At 41.9% G+C, this 16,996-nt stretch carries 15 protein-coding genes; 13 read left to right on the plus strand and 2 right to left on the minus strand.

Annotation, left to right across the window (positions count from 1 at the left end; genetic code table 11):
* Positions 1–23: 23 nt before the first annotated feature.
* On the minus strand, positions 24–2,918 hold the full coding sequence (locus tag DSL64_RS26440) for a TonB-dependent receptor (RefSeq protein ID WP_115833973.1): 2,895 nt from the start codon (positions 2,916–2,918) through the stop codon (positions 24–26).
* A gap of 197 nt (positions 2,919–3,115) precedes the next feature.
* Positions 3,116–4,606, minus strand: a complete 1,491-nt coding sequence (locus DSL64_RS26445) for a M14 family zinc carboxypeptidase (RefSeq protein ID WP_115833974.1) — start codon at positions 4,604–4,606, stop codon at positions 3,116–3,118.
* Between the two features lie 462 nt (positions 4,607–5,068).
* Between DSL64_RS26445 and hisH the strand changes: the two genes are divergently transcribed.
* The 13 genes from hisH to DSL64_RS26510 all read left to right on the plus strand — a co-directional run bounded on the left by hisH (position 5,069) and on the right by DSL64_RS26510 (position 16,977).
* A complete protein-coding gene (gene hisH / locus DSL64_RS26450) occupies positions 5,069–5,656 on the plus strand; it encodes an imidazole glycerol phosphate synthase subunit HisH (RefSeq protein ID WP_115833975.1) in 588 nt (195 codons plus the stop codon).
* A 53-nt stretch (positions 5,657–5,709) separates the two neighbouring features.
* Positions 5,710–6,432, plus strand: a complete 723-nt coding sequence (gene hisA, locus DSL64_RS26455) for a 1-(5-phosphoribosyl)-5-[(5-phosphoribosylamino)methylideneamino]imidazole-4-carboxamide isomerase (RefSeq protein ID WP_115833976.1) — start codon at positions 5,710–5,712, stop codon at positions 6,430–6,432.
* Positions 6,433–6,502: 70 nt separating this feature from the next.
* Positions 6,503–7,273 carry an imidazole glycerol phosphate synthase subunit HisF gene (gene hisF, locus DSL64_RS26460; protein WP_115833977.1) on the plus strand — a complete coding sequence of 257 codons (771 nt, stop codon included), beginning with the start codon at positions 6,503–6,505 and terminating at the stop codon, positions 7,271–7,273.
* Between the two features lie 46 nt (positions 7,274–7,319).
* The gene (hisIE, locus tag DSL64_RS26465) at positions 7,320–7,964 is read left to right on the plus strand and encodes a bifunctional phosphoribosyl-AMP cyclohydrolase/phosphoribosyl-ATP diphosphatase HisIE (RefSeq protein WP_115833978.1); all 645 of its coding nucleotides are present in this window, start codon (positions 7,320–7,322) and stop codon (positions 7,962–7,964) included.
* A 13-nt stretch (positions 7,965–7,977) separates the two neighbouring features.
* Positions 7,978–8,313 (plus strand): phage holin family protein, encoded by a 336-nt coding sequence (locus DSL64_RS26470; RefSeq protein WP_115833979.1) that lies wholly within the window; start codon positions 7,978–7,980, stop codon positions 8,311–8,313.
* Positions 8,314–8,374: 61 nt separating this feature from the next.
* A complete protein-coding gene (locus tag DSL64_RS26475; RefSeq protein WP_115833980.1) occupies positions 8,375–8,713 on the plus strand; it encodes a phage holin family protein in 339 nt (112 codons plus the stop codon).
* Positions 8,714–8,809: 96 nt separating this feature from the next.
* Positions 8,810–9,229, plus strand: a complete 420-nt coding sequence (locus DSL64_RS26480) for a hypothetical protein (protein ID WP_115833981.1) — start codon at positions 8,810–8,812, stop codon at positions 9,227–9,229.
* On the plus strand, positions 9,210–9,983 hold the full coding sequence (locus DSL64_RS26485) for a phosphoglycerol geranylgeranyltransferase (protein ID WP_115833982.1): 774 nt from the start codon (positions 9,210–9,212) through the stop codon (positions 9,981–9,983). Before DSL64_RS26480 ends, DSL64_RS26485 begins: the two co-directional genes overlap by 20 nt.
* 151 nt (positions 9,984–10,134) lie before the next feature.
* Positions 10,135–10,317 (plus strand): hypothetical protein, encoded by a 183-nt coding sequence (locus DSL64_RS26490; RefSeq protein ID WP_115833983.1) that lies wholly within the window; start codon positions 10,135–10,137, stop codon positions 10,315–10,317.
* 68 nt (positions 10,318–10,385) lie between these two features.
* Positions 10,386–11,003 (plus strand): SprT family zinc-dependent metalloprotease, encoded by a 618-nt coding sequence (locus tag DSL64_RS26495; protein WP_229217239.1) that lies wholly within the window; start codon positions 10,386–10,388, stop codon positions 11,001–11,003.
* The gene (porU, locus tag DSL64_RS26500) at positions 10,981–14,361 is read left to right on the plus strand and encodes a type IX secretion system sortase PorU (protein ID WP_115833985.1); all 3,381 of its coding nucleotides are present in this window, start codon (positions 10,981–10,983) and stop codon (positions 14,359–14,361) included. The genes DSL64_RS26495 and porU overlap by 23 nt, the downstream gene beginning before the upstream one ends.
* A gap of 106 nt (positions 14,362–14,467) precedes the next feature.
* On the plus strand, positions 14,468–15,622 hold the full coding sequence (gene porV / locus DSL64_RS26505) for a type IX secretion system outer membrane channel protein PorV (RefSeq protein ID WP_115833986.1): 1,155 nt from the start codon (positions 14,468–14,470) through the stop codon (positions 15,620–15,622).
* Positions 15,623–15,696: 74 nt separating this feature from the next.
* Complete coding sequence (locus tag DSL64_RS26510) at positions 15,697–16,977, plus strand: M16 family metallopeptidase (protein ID WP_115833987.1); 1,281 nt, start codon at positions 15,697–15,699, stop codon at positions 16,975–16,977.
* Positions 16,978–16,996: the final 19 nt, after the last annotated feature.

Here is a 16,996-nt window from a genome sequence, read left to right on the forward strand (position 1 = left end):
AATATTTAAGTACTCGTGTTGATTTAAGGTATTACTGTTCTTCTTCCGAATGTATAGGCGGCAGTCAGGGTGAAGTAGCTGCCACGTCTGAACTTGCGAATGTCCTGATCAGCGTTAGCAGAGAGAGACGTTACGTCTTTTCCAATTTTACCGTCGCGGTTGAAGTCCTGAGCAAAACGAACCGGTTGGTTCAGGATATCCTGAATCCCTAATCTGATTTCCAGGTTCTGTTTGATTTTTTTGCTGATGTTCAGATCAATTACGTTTCTTGGAGTTTCATATACAGTTGGATTGTTCTGGTTTCCTACTGCAAATATTCTCTGACCAAACACGTTATAAAGCAAGTTCCACTGCCATCCTGATACCGGATCAGCATAATATACTCCGGCATTGATCAAGTAAGGAGACTGGTTAGCCATAGGACGTTTTTTGTCTGTTAAGCCAGTCAGGTCGTAGTTTTGAATTTCTCCACCCAAGTCAGGGCCCTGTACAAAATCTCCCAGATTTACAGTACTCTTAATCACAGATACGTTACCAACCAGCGTAAGGTTTTGGATGAAAGGACTCACAGAGTTAGCAAAGCCTTTACGGATTTCCATTTCAACTCCATAGTTCTGTGCTGTTCCTGCATTGATGAATGTGTAAGCAAGTCCGTTACCACCCACTGGCAGAAGGAATGATTCAATCGGGTTTTTAAAATGTTTGTAAAATCCTGTTACCGATATCAACTCATTAGCAGTTGGATAAAACTCCCATTTCGCATCAAGGTTCTGAATTTTTGCGGTTTTCAAAGTGGTGTTACCTCTGATGTCAGCCTGCAGGTTGAAGTCATAATAGGCGTAAGGAGCAAGCTCGCGGAACTCAGGACGGTTAAGCGTCGACGAGAAAGCAAGTCTGAAATTCTGCTTTTCGGATACTTTGTAAGTGAAGTTGATAGAAGGAAGAGGGATAAAGATTTTGTTGTTTACCAACTCTCTTTTCTGATTAACTACTACTGAGTGAAGTTGCTGATTGTTGTATTCTCCACGAAAGCCAATTGTCATAACTGCTTTTCTGCCGAAATTCAAGTCTCCGCTCAGGTACGCAGCTGTATAATTGTTGATACCTTGGTACGAGTCCAGATCTCGCGTTCCATCTCTCATAGTCAATCCCCCAGTTTGTCCGTTTATATTTTCAGGATTAAAAATGGAGCCAATGCCTTGTGTCAATATTGCACTTGCATTCCCGATATTATTGTATCCGTAGAAATGAGCCTCATAATCACGATCCTTTCTTTCTCCGTAAACTCCGAAGCGGATACGGTTTGGTTCACGGTCTGAAGGGTTGCCAAAAGCATGTTCACCATTTACAGAAAGTGTAAGTACGCGTTCACCCAATTTTGAGAAGAAGTGACCTACTTCATTTGCTGTTGGATCGTTAGGTGTTACAGCCTGGAAAGGTGCAGGTTGTCCATCGGCCCCTACCGCATCGGTCAGGCGTTGGAAGCGAATTCTTTTCCAATCAGGTTCCCAACGACCCGTGTATCCGAATCCTGTAATCCAGTTCAATTTTGTAAGTTCTCCGAACTTGTGATCACCTGAAACCTGCGTGGTTACAATCGTTCTGTTTTCAAATCTCTGAGAGTAGCTAAGAGCATCGTATCCGTCAACTACTTTTTGTCCGTTACGAACTACCGTTTCAGTATTTCCAAGTTGATTAAACAATGTTTTCCATTCCATTGTAAAATCCGGGTTGAAGCGTAGTGTCCAGTTATGAAGTACGCCTATTCTTGACTGACGTTGGTAGTTTGAGTCTGTATATTTTTCGAATATTTCGTTCGCCAATACACCGTTTTGGTAAAGTTTCAGATCTACATCTGCAAGTTGGTTTGTTAGCGAGTAGTTGACGTTTGTGATGTTACTTACATCGATATTACCGATGTTAAAACGTTTCCCCATGTTGAATGCAAGACGCATATCAGGAGCAATGTTAATGTCTTTCAATGCCCAACTGTTTGGGAAAAGTCTTGCGAATGAAGCTCTTTCCTGATTATTCAGAACGTTGAAATCTGCTGAACGTGTAGGGAATGCACTTGAACGCATCTGATCCTTTCCCCAAAGTCCAAGGAAATTTGCGCCGCTTCTGGTGTGGGTCTGGGCACTCTGTAGAGTAGTATTTTGACGGTAACCTATGGTTGCGGCCGCATCAAAGAAGTTTTGGTCAGGACGACGTTTTGTATAAATCTTGATAATACCTCCTGCAAAGTCACCAGGCGATTCAGCAGATCCGGATTTGTAAACAATCATTCGGTCAATGATATTGCTTGGTACAAGATCAAATGAGAATGAACGGGTATCTACTTCCGAAGAAGGAGTAATTACATCATTAATCAAAACCGCATTGTATCGTGAACCTAGTCCACGAATCATCACGAAGCGGTTGTCTACAATGCTTACACCTGGTACACGACGAATTGCCGCAGCTGCATCACGATCCTGTGATTTCTGAATTTGTTGTGCTGAAATACCTACCGCAATTGGCTTAAGTTGCTTTATTTCACTGATAACAGCTACCTCTGTGTTGGTTGCGCGAGCACCCCGTACAACTACTTCCTGGAGTGCAGTTCCTTCTTCATCCATCTCAGTATCAATTACTGTAATGTTTCCGGACTCTACTCTGACATTTGGTATTTCCTTGGTTTTGTAGGAAACAAATGAAATGATAATCTTGTGTGATCCTGATGGTACCGCAGCTAAGCTAAAACTTCCGTCAACGTCAGCAGCTGCACCAATTTGAGTTCCTTCTACGAGAACTGTGGCACCGATAAGTGCATCTTTAGTTTTTGCGTCTTTGATAAAACCGCGGATTGTACCCGTCTGAGCAAAAGCAAACGACGCGGAGAGGAAAAACAAGAGGAGTGTGGTAATTCTGGTTTGCATACTTTTTTTAAGGTGTCATTTTGATGACACAAAAGTAGACTGCCAATATTACCTCAATGTTAACTGTATGTTACGTATCGATTATTAAAGTTCTATGTTTTTTATTGAAAATCAGTGCTTTATATTTTTGTCCTTAAAAGTATATGTACCTTATATGGCCTGAAACGCTTGTCAGGCCGTATTTGAGGGTTTTTGTACTATTCAATTATCCCATTCCCTTCTCCGCTTTTGAAATTATCCAGATCATAAACAAATCCATTAATAATAGCATACCTCACTTTCCCTCCCTTTTTCAGGATAAAAGTAGCTGTATTGCCTAAGCCTGGTGTGCCGGAAGGAGCTGCCTGGCCGTTCCGGAGAATATGAAGAGGGGAGGTGGTGAAGTAGAGCCCCAGTGACCTTGTATTGCTATCCGGTGTTAGTCGTACATAAGTGTAGCCTTCCTTTAAAAGGTTGAGCGCATTAAGCTTACTGATTTCGCTGACATTCTTATAGGTTGTGGGATATACCTTTCCTTTTTCAATGGTAAAGCCCTGTGCATCCAGCTCCTGACTGCCGAATTGTGGATGCAGGTCGCCGAAATCTTCAATCTTGCTGTAGTAAAAAAATTTGCTTGCGTTGGAATAACTCACTTCATTGCGGTTGATTCCCAAGTCGGCAGTAAAGGATTTGCCTGCTTGCTTCACAGTAGCGTTACGTACTACCAAATCATACAACCATTTTCCGTTTTCCGGTATTTTGTAATAATCGTCGCGATTCTCTTTGGTAAGAGAGTTGTCGGCGATTACATCCAGTGCCGACAGTATAGACATGAAATTGAGCTGACGTATATATTGTTTTTCAGGATCCCCCACATATCCTCCCGATTCAATCAGTACCAGCGTTGTTCCCCATTTCTGAACATTGTCTCCGAATCCGCGTGGTTCGTGGTCGTCGCTGTAACGCGCTACCTGGCCGGGAATATACTTTTGCAGGATTTTATTCATTCCTACAATAAGCTGCATAGAGCGCTCACGCACCGGATTGATTGATAATTCGTAATCATAGGATGTAGCTAGGAAAGAGATCGTTGCGACTTTTGCACTACGTCCTGCAGAGTAGCGCGGACTCTGGTCGTGGAGGTTAAAGCCATAGTCCGGCTTCAGTTTATCTACCAATCCTTTTAATATTTGTGCTTCGGGTGTTTGTCTGGCGGCAGCATCTCTGTTCATATCAATGCCTTGCATAGTTCGGCGCTGGTAGCGTTCAGCTCCGTCAGGGTTCAGCATAGGGACAAAATACAGGGTTGTATTATCCAGAATCTTTTTGCGCAAAGCATCAAATCCATCATTTTTGCCTTCAAAAAAATTGAACATATCAAAGCTTGCCATGGTGGCGGTTGGTTCGTCTCCATGCATCTGGGTCCAGAGAAGTACTTTTTTAGAACCTTTCCCCAACTTAAGCATCTGAATATTTCTGCCTTCAAAGGATTGCCCTGCGCTTTCTACACTGTACAGGGAATTGCTTTTTCTCTTTTCAATCAATGGAAGTATATCCTTTTGTTTAAAGCGGCGCTGCGTCAATGTGGCTTCCTTGTAATTTTTGTGTGCATCAAAAAGACGTTTTGCCTGGTCGGCAGACTGTGCAGAAGAATCGATGGTTGTCAAGGCTGTAATGAAAAAAATGAACGGCTTTATGGATAATTTCATAGTATGAGTATTAGGTCGCTGTGATCGGCGCACTTACATATTAATAAAAAACAAAGCTTACTTCAGTTTGTAACGATCATGAATGCAATTTACACATCAGAAGGATGGTTAGGATACTTTTCAGGTGTTTTCTTATGTGCATACTTACACCACATAAGAGAATGCGCTTATACATTCTAACGAAATTTTAATATTATATTTAAGTAAACGGCTTTAATCTGAGTCAAAAAATGTATACATTTGCCTCATGATAATAGCTAAAACACATCATCAATCTCATCATAGCCATATGGCTTTCGGACGTCTTGGATGATATGTTTTTGCAAGTAGTGTTGTAATAAGGTTGAATACATAGTATCCCAGAAGCCCGATTTTTAAAAATCGGGCTTTTTTTGTTAACATTCGTCAGAGGTGCTGCCGGATTGCATGGTGAATACCTCTTTTTGTCGTCCATTTTCTAACATGAAAACTGTAATAATTAAATACAACGCGGGAAATGTACAGTCGGTGATGTACGCGCTTGACCGTATAGGAGCCAGTTACATTTACACGGATGATGAGTCTGAAATACGCTCGGCCGACAAAGTGATTTTTCCGGGAGTAGGTGAAGCCAGTACAACAATGGCTTATCTGAGAAAAACAGGGTTGGATAAAATTATTCCCTCCTTAAAGCAACCGGTTTTTGGGACCTGTGTGGGTATGCAGCTGATGTGCCGGTTTTCGGAGGAGAACGATACAACATGTATGGGTATTTTCGACGTGGACGTGAAACGTTTTCCCGCTACGCCCGGCTTCAAAGTGCCACATATGGGATGGAACAATATCTCAGATTATAAGGGAGCTTTGACTGAAGGATTAGCTGACCAGACCTATATGTATTTTGTACATAGCTATGCAGCAGGAATATGCGACTATACAGTGGCCAGCTGTGACTACGTTCTGCCTTTCAGTGCCATGTTACATAAGGATAATTTCTATGCAGCTCAGTTTCACTGCGAGATCAGTGGCAATGCAGGGCAACGGATTATCGAGAATTTTCTAAAAATCTAATTTGGTCTGACAGACTATATACTTCTAAACCCGGTACCATTTGCCGGAACAATATGATCGAAATTATACCTGCTATCGACATGATCGAAGGGAAATGCGTAAGGCTGACCCAGGGGGATTATGGAAAGAAAACAATATATAATGAAAATCCGCTTGAAGTAGCACTGGAATTTGAAGATGCCGGTCTTAAAAGATTACATCTTGTAGATCTTGACGGGGCAAAGGCCAAGAAGGTGATCAACTGGAAAGTGTTGGAAAAAATTGCTTCAAAAACCAGTTTACATATTGATTTTGGTGGAGGTGTACAGTCGGAAGAAGACATACGTATTGTATTCGATAGTGGAGCAAAGCAGGTAACTGGTGGAAGTATTGCTGTGAAACAACCGGATTTGTTCAAGGAGTGGTTGTCGGTATATGGAGGAGAAAAGATCATTTTGGGAGCTGATGCCAAGAATGAAAAGGTTGCTGTGAGTGGTTGGGAAGAAGGAACGCAACTGTGGGTCTATGATTTTGTTGAGCAATACGTGGAGCTGGGGGTAAAATATACGATCAGTACAGACGTGGCCAAAGACGGACTTTTGCAAGGGCCTTCTTTTGATCTGTATAAAAACTTGCAGGATAAATGTCCGGACCTGAAAATTATCGCAAGTGGCGGAGTAAGTGGTATGGGTGATGTAGAAAAGCTGGCTGAAATGAATATATATGGCGTGATCATCGGAAAGGCGATTTACGAGAATCGGATCACACTCCAGGATTTAAAGAAATTTGTAGCCTGATGCATATCGGCTCTTTATTAGATATACCTGAAAGCTGTTTATCAGCAGTATTGCTAACCTCAGAATAAAAATGCTTACAAAACGCATTATCCCTTGTCTGGATGTAAAAGAAGGGCGGACTGTGAAGGGAGTTAATTTTGTCAATCTTCGTGACGCCGGGGACGCTGTTGAACTTGGCGCGATGTACGCAGCTCAGGGAGCCGACGAACTGGTATATCTGGATATTACTGCGACAGTAGAGGGGCGCTCTACTTTTATTGATCTGGTAAGAAGGGTTGCTCAAACGATCAATATTCCTTTTACAGTGGGCGGCGGGATTTCATCCATTGCAGATGTATCGGCGCTTTTGCACGCAGGTGCTGACAAAGTTTCTATTAACTCGGCCGCTGTACGTAATCCTGACCTGATCAATGAGCTTTCACTTGAATTTGGTAGTCAGTGTATTGTCGTCGCAATTGATACAAGGTATGTGGAGACTTCCAATGGAATGCAGCATATTGTGCATACACACGGAGGACGAAAACCAACCGAAATACAAACGCTGGCCTGGGCAAAGGAAGTGGAAGAACGCGGTGCAGGTGAAATCCTTTTGACATCTATGGATGCGGACGGGACCAAGAACGGGTTTGCACTGGAACTTACAGCTCAGATTTCGGGAGCAGCAAATATTCCTGTGATTGCTTCAGGAGGAGCCGGAACAATGGAGCATTTTTACGATGTATTTACAACGGGGAAAGCGGATGCCGGTCTGGCAGCAAGTATTTTCCATTTCAGGGAAATTGATATACCTGATTTAAAACAATATCTGGCGGGTAAAAATCTGCCAGTCAGGATTTTGTAGATTTAAGGCAAAATTTTAGAACCGGGACTTCTTACAAACACAAAAAATGAGCGATTTTAAAACTGAAGATATAATTGACACACCAGATTTTTCTAAATCTGCTGACGGACTCATCCCTGCGATTATCCAGGATGATCATTCGGGTAAAGTATTAATGCTGGGTTATATGAATGCCGAAGCATTGACAAAAACACAGGAGGAAGGCACTGTCACTTTTTACAGCCGTAGTAAACAACGCCTTTGGACAAAAGGGGAAACGTCGAATAACTTCCTGTTTGTGAAGGATATCTTGGTGGATTGCGATAAAGATACGATCCTGATCAAAGCTACTCCGGCAGGACCTACATGCCATACCGGAGACGACACTTGCTTTGGGGAAAAAATTGGCCAGGATTCACGAATCGGGGAAGCGGCTTTCCTTAATTATCTGCAAAAGCAGGTGATCCGTGAAAGGAAGTTAAATCCTTCAGAATCGTCTTATACAAGCAGCCTTTTCAAGAGTGGTATCAATAAAATAGCTCAGAAAGTAGGTGAGGAAGCAATTGAAGTCGTAATTGAAGCGAAGGATAACGATGACGATCTGTTTAAAAATGAAGTTTCGGACATGCTCTTTCACTTGCTAGTCCTTTTAGAGCAAAAAAACATTGACTTAGATGATGTAATTAGCGTACTTCGTAGCAGACACTCTTAAAACCATAAAGAATATGAAGTTAATAATACGTCTGCTAATCAGTACATTAGCAATACTTGTTGCTGCCAATATTATTCCCGGTGTGCAGGTTGTGGATACAACCACTGCCATTATCCTGGCCATTGTATTGGGTATATTGAATACATTTCTGAAGCCCGTATTACAGATTCTTGCTCTTCCGATCACAATTCTGACACTTGGGCTGTTCTATTTCGTTATCAACGTATTTATTATCTTTTTTGCTGAATATCTTGTCCAGGGCTTCTCGGTCGACGGGTTTATTCCTGCTTTGCTTTTTGGTCTGGTAGTTTCAGTTGTATCCGGTATCCTTGGTATGTTTTTAGATTAGTGTTAATCGAAAGTCAGTCGGAGATTGAAGGAAATTACACATGAATTGAAAACTACAGGACATGATAAGTCAACTCGAAGAAATAAAAGATACGCTCTTCAAGTATTTTGAAACCCGAATCGATTTATTTAAAATCGAGATCAGAGATAAAGTAGAGCGTACGGTTGTAACAGCATTGTATGGAGGGGTACTGGTATGTATTGCACTTGTTATTCTGATACTGCTTGTAATTTTACTAGGAACATTCCTGAATAAATGGTTGGAAAGCGATTACCTGGGATATGTAATTCTACTTGGTTTTTTTGTGCTTCAGCTTGTTTTATGGCTTGTTTTTAAAGAAAAACTGATCGGAGCAATCCGCAAATTCATAGTGAAGTTTGTGAGCGCCAGACAGGATTAATGCTTTGGAAGTGCCATTTTTTAAATAAATTTCCCGTAAATTGTTATTTTTGGGGCCTATAAGGTTCGCTACGGGCACACTTAAACAGGAGTAAAAATGAGTCAATTGCCAGATTCGTCGATAAAACTGTCAAGACCCTTTTCGTCTGATACAGATGAAGAATTGCAGGTGCTGATGCATGACGCGAGTGTTTATCGCGAAAAGCTGGAAGGCCAATGGGATGACCTGAAAACGGATGCCAAAGAATACGGAAAACAGGCATTGATTATAGGTGGGGTTGTTACTACCACTTTTTTGGTGCTGAATGCTTTACTGCCCGATACAGGTAAGAAAAAGAAAGTCGTTAAGCTAGCCGAACCGGAACCGGAGGTTAAAAAGATAAAGTATAAAAGTCAAAATACGGTGGTGAGTGCCGTTCAAAGCTTAGCCTGGACACTGGCAATGGGATGGGCGCGAAATAAGCTTAAGAATTATATTGCAGATGACCGTAAATCGAATGAAAGCAGCGAATCATAAAATTGCAGAACTTCTTTCAGTAAGAAGTGTTGACAAAATAAAGTCATTTGCTGTACTTATTGATCCTGATAAAGTTAATTTCGACACATTTCCCGCATTTCTGAAATCTGCGGAGCAACATGGTGTAGACTTTTTTTTCGTAGGCGGAAGCCTCATTACTGATTATTCGATCAGGGAACTTGTTGCAGCCATCCACGATCATACCAATATTCCTGCTATTCTGTTTCCGGGAAGCAGCCTTCATATTGATTCCTCAGCAGATGCCATCCTGTTTTTATCACTGATTTCGGGAAGAAATCCTGATTTTTTGATCGGCCAGCAGGTTGTTGCAGCTCCATTATTAAGACAAAGCGGAATAGAAATATTACCTACAGGTTATATGCTGATAGAAAGTGGGCGTATGACCACGGTTTCATATATCAGTAATACTACACCTATTCCACGTAATAAGCCGGGAATTGCCGCATGTACTGCACTTGCCGGTGAAATGCTTGGATTGCGTAACATATTTCTGGATGCTGGTAGCGGGGCGGAATATCCTGTCCCTGGTCCTGTAATTGCCGCTGTGCGGCAGACGGTTACTACGCCTATCATCGTTGGTGGAGGTATCGATTCCTACGAAAAAGCTTTTGCCGCACTGGAAGCGGGAGCAGATGTGGTGGTGGTAGGTAATGGAATAGAACAAAATCCCGAACTTCTTCCGGAAATTGCTGCGAGCGTAAAGACTTTCAATAGTCAATTGTTGAAAGCTTAGGAGAGATATAGAAGAATATATTGTACTTATTAAAGGGTTTGAGGTAATTTCTAAGGAAATTTTAAGTTCTTAGAAAAATACAATCCAAAAAGTTGGGATTATTGATATCTATCATATTACCTTTGCATCGAACCTTAATTACACCCAAGAAATGAAAAAAATATTTGCTCTTGCGTTTGTTGCCGGGATGGTAGCTTTCGCTTCTTGCACAAGCAAGCCAGCTGAAGAATCTGCTGATACTACTGCTGTAACTGTTGAAACTCCAGTTGATACAATCGCTGTTGATACTGTTGCTGCTGATACTGCTGCAGTTGATACTGCTGCTGTGAAGTAATTCACCAGAGACTTGTAAAAGTTTTGAAAAGCCCTATGAAAATAGGGCTTTTCTGTTTTTATTTAAAAATGAAACATAGCGTAACTTTTGAATCTTATGTTCCCAAGGCCTCCGTTGCCTGGTGTCAACATCTGTTTGAAAACAGCGACTTTGATTTTTTTCTTGCTCGTCCACGTAGAACAAGACTTGGAGATTTTACTATAAAAAGAGGATTCAGGCCACGTATTACAGTCAATGTAAATCTGAACGCCTACAATTTCCTGATTACTTATCTCCACGAGGTTGCACACTACATTGTGTATAAAAAATATAAAAGTACTTCCCGCAACAGAATTGCACCTCACGGGGTCGAATGGAAGAGGGAGTTCAGAGCACTTCTCTTGCCGGTAATGAATGAGGGTATTTTTCCGTCTGATGTATTGGTTCCTTTGTTAAAATATGCAGTAAGTCCCAAAGCCTCTACCGGTGCAGATCAGGATTTGTATAATGCATTAAAAAAACATGACGACCCATCCATTACTTTAAATAAAACGGCACTGATTCACCTCGCCGATGGCGCCGACTTCGTTTTTCAAAATAGATTGTTCATCAAAGGAGAGGTGCGCCGTACGCGTGTACTCTGCATTGATAAAGTTTCCCAAAGACGTTATACAATTCCTGCCCATGCGCTGGTTGAAGCATGCTGACATAGTAAGAATTCTTTCGTTATGGTGTATTTTGGCTCATGTCGTTTTCATGACGAAAGCCTATGCCCAACCGACAGCACTTTTTCCATCAGGACAGGTATTTAAAATCGGTATTACCCAAACTGGTGTCCACAAAATCGATCAGGGTTTCCTGAGAAAAATGGGCGTGGATTTGACCGGGATAAATCCTGACCAAATCCGGCTGTTTGGCAATGGTGGCTCCATGCTTCCTCAAAAGAACTCAGAATATCGTCCCAATGGACCGCTGGAAAACGCAATATGGATTCAGGGAGGAGAGGATGGAAGGTTCGATGCAGGAGATGGAATTTTCTTTTATGCTGAAGGGCCACATGTCATTACACAGGATACTGCTGCACGCCGACTTCGTCATCAGATCAATTATTATTCGGATACTACTTTCTATTACTTATCAATAGGTGCAGAAAATGGGTTGCGGGTCAAAAACTCACCGCTTATTGTTGCCGGAAAGACCGGAAGTATTGTGTCCGGTTTCTCTGACTATTGGTTTCATGAAAGTGAACTTGTAAATCTCCTGAAATCCGGACGGGAATGGTGGGGAGAGTATATTTCAGGTTCGGCTCCATTTTCAGTACAGACTTCGTTACCAGGTGTAATACCTGGTTCTGATATGTATTTTTCAGGTTCGGCGCTCGGTGCTGCACAAGTTGCCACCAAATTTTTATGGCAGGTCAACGGGCAACTACTTGGAGAAAGTCAGGTGAGAGCTGTGGGCGCTGGTACGTACGATATTAAAGGGCAGCGAAGCGATGCGGGTTATAAGGCTACAGCAGCTGTGAATAGCTCAACCGTTACTTTGGGCGTAAGCTACGATAGAAACGGACAGTCCTCTGCACTGGGATATCTCAATTATCTGGCCATACAAACACAACGGGAACTTGCAGGATATACACAACAACAGGTGTATCACTTCTTCCCTGATGCGCAGGATACGGTTACTTATCAATTCAAAAATATTCCAGCTGACTTTTTAGTGTGGGATATTACAAATAAGCTGGAACCTGCTTTACTTCCGCTAACCAACGCAGAGGTTTCGGTTTCAAAAGGTAGGACTTACAGAAGATTAACTGGTTTTAGTCCGGCGCAGGCTTATGTTCCCGACTCCTGGCAAAATGTACCGCCGCAGGTTCTTGCTCAGTCTGCAGCTCCGGATTTACTGATTGTTACCGGAGAAGCCTGGAAAAAACAGGCGCTGCAATTGGCATCTTTCCGTGAAGAAAATAATGGGCTGGCCACACTTGTAGTTACACTTCAGGAGATTTACAACGAATATTCGTCAGGCAAACCGGATGTGTCTGCTATCCGCGATTTTGCCAAAAAACTTTACGACAAAGAGAAAGGTAAGCTCAAATACCTGCTTCTGTTCGGAGATGCATCTTACGATTATCGTAATATACTGAAAAGCCAGTCTGCATCTACCCAGCAAAATCTGATTCCCGTATATGAAAGCAGAGAATCCTTAGATCCGGTATATACCTATTCTTCCGATGATTATTTTGGTTTTATGGAAGCCAATGAAGGTGAATGGATTGAAAGCGGTGCAGGTAACCATAGTTTGGATATAGGTGTGGGCCGGTTGCCGGTTAAGTCAGTTTCAGAAGCACAAACCGTGGTTGACAAACTGATCAGGTATGGTTCGGATACATATGGAAAAGGTTTGTGGAGGAATAAAATCGCATTTGTGGCGGATGATGGTGATGGGAATATACATCAACGGGATGCAGACTCACTTGCAAGCATGTCATCAGGTTCGTTTTTTACTTCGAGAATATTCCTGGATGCTTATCCTCAATCGGTAAGCGAATTGGGACAGCGGGTGCCAGCTGTAAATGAGCAAATACGTAGAAACATTAATGAAGGTGTACTTGTACTAAATTATACAGGTCATGGCGGTACCAGTGGCTGGGCTGAGGAGCAGGTACTCACAATTGGTGATATGCAGTCGGTACGGGGTATGGACAATTTACCTTTACTCTTAACAGCAACCTGTGATTTTGGCCGGTACGATGATCCTTCCGTGGTGTCCGGAGCCGAATTAATGGTGCTCAGTCCACGGGGAGGCGCAATTGGTGCAATCAGTACAACCCGACCGGTATACTCCAGCACAAATTTCAGGATCAATAAATCATTTTATGATGCGCTGAACGCATCCGTCCCGTCAACAAAAATTGGTTCGATATTCAGGGGTACAAAAAATAATGGTCTATTCGAAGTCCTAAACAGGAATTTTACACTTCTGGGCGATCCCTCAATGCAACTGGCGGTAGCAAAAAAGAAAATCCGGTTTAAAACTGCACCGGATACATTGCGTGCATTGGACAAGGTGAGTTTAGAAATGGAAGTTTTTGATGTAGAAACAAAGCAAACAGATAGTAACTTCAATGGCGTCGCACGGGTTGTGATTTATGACAAGGAAATCACTTTCAGAACATTGGGTAATCAGGATGATCCTGAAAACTACAGTGAATTCAGAAGTAAGCTTTTTGAAGGAGATGTTACCGTTCGTAACGGAAGATTAACCTGTGCATTCAATATGCCAAAAGATATGGACTACCGTATTGGTTTAGGAAAAGTGAATGTATATGCTTCTCAGCATGACGGCCTTTCTGATGCGGGAAGTCAGCTAAGCATTGTCACTGGCGGAAGTGCGGCTATGAATATTGATCAGACTCCACCTAAGATTGAAGCATGGCTTAATGACGAAATGTTCAGATCTGGTGACGTAGTGGGTAGTTCTTCCGTATTAAAAGTAAAATTAAGTGATGAAAGCGGAATAAATGTATCCAGAGCAGGAATAGGACATGATATTACACTTACTGTCAATGATACATTGGTGCTGACATTAAATGATTATTACGTAGCCGATCTTGACAGTTACCAATCAGGAAGTATTACTTACCCATTTGAAAATCTTGCACCAGGTTCGTATCAGATAAAGATAAAAGTATGGGACATATATACTAACTCATCGGAAATAGCGTTCGGTTTTCAGGTGCGAGCTTCTGATGGCATCAAATTGCAGGAGCTAAAGGTTTTTCCTAATCCATTTCAAAAGGATTTATCTTTTGAACTTTCGCATAACAGACCTGATGAAGATATTGAAATTTTTTTCAGGTTATTTACGCAGAACGGGCAGAAATTGGGAGAACTTAATTGGCGATATTATTCAGGAGAACAGCGTATCCTTCAGTCACTGATGAATACGAGCCTGGATGGTTTTTTACAAAAATTGACAGCATATATGTATTCAATTGAAGTCAGATCACTGAAAGACAACTCGGTGGATAAACGGGGCGGCAGGATCTTCCGTTCTCCATAGATTTAATAAAACTTATTATTTATTTTACGATTAATTATCTTTCATTGTACTTTTGACCCTATAAAGAAGCTGACACAAGGCACTTCCTATCGCAAATCCAATTTCTATGAGACTTTTTTTTCTAAGTTTATCCTCATTACTAGTATTAACAAGCGGGGTTTTAAAAGCCCAGTCAGACACACTAAGAATCCCACACTCTCCACTATCCTTTTTAACATTTGCCCCTGATGCAAGAAGTGCTGCAATGGGTGAAGCAGGGGTAGCATTGAGTCCTGACGCCAACTCAACGTATTGGAATGCTGCCAAGCTTCCGTACAATTCAAAAGATTTCGGAGTTACTGCTTCGTACACTCCCTGGTTAAGAAACGTTGTTGACGATATGTGGCTGGGTTACTTATCAGCTTACAAAAAAATCGGAGACAAACAGGCTGTTGCTGCTTCGATCAACTATTTCAACAACGGAGAGCTTGACCTTCGTGATGCTGTTGGTAATAGTCTTGGTTATTTCTCTTCAAGAGAATTTGCTTTAAACGGTACTTATTCACGTCAATTGAGCAAGAACTTCTCGCTTGGTTTGACTTTGAAATATATCTCTTCTAACCTGGCTGGAAACGCCGTTATCAATGGTGTATCTCTTAAAACGGCCCGCACTGCTGCCGGTGACATCAGTGCATTCTATAGAAAGGAATTAAGAAATGAAGATACAGGAGGTGAGTTTACCTGGTCTCTTGGCGCTGTGCTTTCTAACCTGGGTGGTAAAATCAACTATGGTGCAGGTACAGAAACAGAAAACTACATACCTACAACTTTGAAAGTAGGTGGCGGACTTACATTCTCTGCTGACGGTCGTAATAAATTTAATGTTATTGCCGATTTGAGTAAACTGATGGTTCCTACTCCTGATGGCGTAACAAGAATCAACACAAGTAAAGGTTCTCTAGGCGCTGCATTCGGTTCATTCTCTGATGCTCCTGGCGGATTCCGTGAAGAAGTTCAGGAAGTAGCGATTGCTGTGGGTGCTGAGTACTGGTACAATGATATTTTTGCAATTCGTGGTGGATACTTCGGAGAAAACAAAAATAAAAGTGGTCGTAAATTCTTCACAGCAGGTGCTGGTATCCGTTTCGCAGACCGTTATGCTGTAGACTTCGCATATATGTTCCCTGTTGCACAAAACAGCCCGCTTGCACAAACACTTCGTATCTCTCTTGGACTTTATCTGAACAAAGCTGAGAAACTTGATTTGAGTGACGAAAACTAAGATATAGTATTAGTAAAAATATGGAAGCGAATGGCGTTATTGCAACACCATTCGCTTTTTTGATTTAATCAGTTATGCCTCTAGACCGAACCATTGCTCCCGCTTTTAAAGTTATCAAATCAATACATTTGCCCGAAACCCAGACTCAGCTTCTGGATAATGGTATTCAGTTACACGTCATCAATATTGGTGAACAACCTGTGGTAAGGCTGGAGTGTATTTTTGAAGCCGGAAGCTGGCAAGAGCACGTAGCGGGTGCATCTTCTTTCTCAATCAAGATGCTTGCGGAAGGAACGGTTAAGTATTCGTCTTCGGAAATCAGTGAGGCATTTGACCGTATAGGAGCATTTACAGACTTTACGCATACTGCTGATCGTGTAGGGATTACAGTATATTGCTTGTCAAAGTTCTTGCCGGAAGTTTTGCCTCTGGTGCAGGAAATGATGCAGCATGCCGTTTTCCCGGAGAAGGAGCTGGAGAAATTGCGAAACATCACACTTCAGAATCTGAGGGTGAACAAGGAAAAGACTTCTTATCTGGCTACAGTTGCTTTCAGAGAAGGGCTTTATGGTAACAAACATCCCTACGGGCAAAGTCAGAATGAAGATGCTATTGAATCGTTGCAACAGCAGGATATTATCGATCATTATAGCAAGTTTGTGAAAAATGGTAAACATACAGTCATACTGGCGGGGCAAGTAAATGATGCAGATATTGCGGCAGTGAGGGAGCATCTTGGTATTAATACCAGTTTTAATGAACCGTCTGTTGCGTTGCGTGGTGGAGAAGAAAACTATCAGGGCAGAGCGGTATTGCTAGAAAAAGCAGATGGTTTGCAGTCGAGTATACGGATCGGCCGCCGGTTATTCACTCGTCATCATCCTGATTATTTCAAAATGCTGGTTACCAATGAAATCCTGGGTGGATATTTCGGCTCTCGGCTCATGAAGAATATTCGTGAAGAAAAGGGGCTTACCTATGGAATATCATCTCATTTGGTAACGCTTCGTAATGATGGCTATTTTATGATCGGGACTGACGTGAAAAAAGAGTTCACGCAACAAACCATCGATGAAATAAAAAAGGAAATTACATTACTTCAGACTGAACCTGTTGGTGCAGAAGAACTTCAGACTGTAAAGAACTTTATGTCAGGAGAATTTGCAGGATCTCTGAATACAGCCTTTGAAGTTGCCGACAGACGTAAGATATTATTACTGGATGGGCTGCCTGCGGATTTCTTTAATCAATACATTGATCAGATACATGCTACGACCAGTGAAGATATCATGAAAATGGCTAAAGCCTATCTTAATCCGGCCGATATGCTGGAAGTCGTAGTAGGAGGGAAGTAACATGATTAATATTGGGATT

The sequence above is a fragment of the Dyadobacter luteus genome, from assembly GCF_003383615.1.
GTDB lineage: Bacteria > Bacteroidota > Bacteroidia > Cytophagales > Spirosomataceae > Dyadobacter > Dyadobacter luteus.

Bases quoted from the DNA above. Each gene is read 5' to 3' on its own strand.
- DSL64_RS26440 (WP_115833973.1), bottom strand. From the start codon at position 2,918: ATGCAAACCAGAATTACCACACTCCTCTTGTTTTTCCTCTCCGCGTCG.
- DSL64_RS26445 (WP_115833974.1), bottom strand. From the start codon at position 4,606: ATGAAATTATCCATAAAGCCGTTCATTTTTTTCATTACAGCCTTGACA.
- hisH (WP_115833975.1), top strand. From the start codon at position 5,069: ATGAAAACTGTAATAATTAAATACAACGCGGGAAATGTACAGTCGGTG.
- hisA (WP_115833976.1), top strand. From the start codon at position 5,710: ATGATCGAAATTATACCTGCTATCGACATGATCGAAGGGAAATGCGTA.
- hisF (WP_115833977.1), top strand. From the start codon at position 6,503: ATGCTTACAAAACGCATTATCCCTTGTCTGGATGTAAAAGAAGGGCGG.
- hisIE (WP_115833978.1), top strand. From the start codon at position 7,320: ATGAGCGATTTTAAAACTGAAGATATAATTGACACACCAGATTTTTCT.
- DSL64_RS26470 (WP_115833979.1), top strand. From the start codon at position 7,978: ATGAAGTTAATAATACGTCTGCTAATCAGTACATTAGCAATACTTGTT.
- DSL64_RS26475 (WP_115833980.1), top strand. From the start codon at position 8,375: ATGATAAGTCAACTCGAAGAAATAAAAGATACGCTCTTCAAGTATTTT.
- DSL64_RS26480 (WP_115833981.1), top strand. From the start codon at position 8,810: ATGAGTCAATTGCCAGATTCGTCGATAAAACTGTCAAGACCCTTTTCG.
- DSL64_RS26485 (WP_115833982.1), top strand. From the start codon at position 9,210: ATGAAAGCAGCGAATCATAAAATTGCAGAACTTCTTTCAGTAAGAAGT.
- DSL64_RS26490 (WP_115833983.1), top strand. From the start codon at position 10,135: ATGAAAAAAATATTTGCTCTTGCGTTTGTTGCCGGGATGGTAGCTTTC.
- DSL64_RS26495 (WP_229217239.1), top strand. From the start codon at position 10,386: ATGAAACATAGCGTAACTTTTGAATCTTATGTTCCCAAGGCCTCCGTT.
- porU (WP_115833985.1), top strand. From the start codon at position 10,981: ATGCGCTGGTTGAAGCATGCTGACATAGTAAGAATTCTTTCGTTATGG.
- porV (WP_115833986.1), top strand. From the start codon at position 14,468: ATGAGACTTTTTTTTCTAAGTTTATCCTCATTACTAGTATTAACAAGC.
- DSL64_RS26510 (WP_115833987.1), top strand. From the start codon at position 15,697: ATGCCTCTAGACCGAACCATTGCTCCCGCTTTTAAAGTTATCAAATCA.